Origin of the sequence: Ammoniphilus sp. YIM 78166 (assembly GCF_004522215.1) — a bacterium.
Classification (GTDB): domain Bacteria; phylum Bacillota; class Bacilli; order Aneurinibacillales; family RAOX-1; genus YIM-78166.
On record NZ_SDLR01000037.1, the window covers coordinates 1 to 733 of the forward strand.

The 733-nt window shown below is 53.0% G+C and carries 1 rRNA gene; it reads left to right on the top strand.

The window, feature by feature from the left end:
* Positions 1-733: ribosomal RNA gene (locus EIZ58_RS34260) — 16S ribosomal RNA — on the top strand; the annotation flags it as partial.

A 733-nucleotide genomic window follows, 5' to 3' on the forward strand; every position in this document is an offset into this window, starting at 1 on the left:
CTCCTACGGGAGGCAGCAGTAGGGAATCTTCCACAATGGACGAAAGTCTGATGGAGCAATGCCGCGTGAGTGAAGAAGGGTTTCGGCTCGTAAAACTCTGTTGTTAAAGAAGAACACCTTTGAGAGTAACTGTTCAAGGGTTGACGGTATTTAACCAGAAAGCCACGGCTAACTACGTGCCAGCAGCCGCGGTAATACGTAGGGGGCAAGCGTTGTCCGGAATTATTGGGCGTAAAGCGCGCGCAGGCGGCTTNGAGGAGGAAGCCACGGCTAACTACGTGCCAGCAGCCGCGGTAATACGTAGGTGGCAAGCGTTGTCCGGATTTATTGGGCGTAAAGCGAGCGCAGGCGGTTTTTTAAGTCTGATGTGAAAGCCTTCGGCTTAACCGGAGAAGTGCATCGGAAACTGGGAGACTTGAGTGCAGAAGAGGACAGTGGAACTCCATGTGTAGCGGTGGAATGCGTAGATATATGGAAGAACACCAGTGGCGAAGGCGGCTGTCTAGTCTGTAACTGACGCTGAGGCTCGAAAGCATGGGTAGCGAACAGGATTAGATACCCTGGTAGTCCATGCCGTAAACGATGAGTGCTAAGTGTTGGAGGGTTTCCGCCCTTCAGTGCTGCAGCTAACGCATTAAGCACTCCGCCTGGGGAGTACGACCGCAAGGTTGAAACTCAAAGGAATTGACGGGGGCCCGCACAAGCGGTGGAGCATGTGGTTTAATTCGAAGCA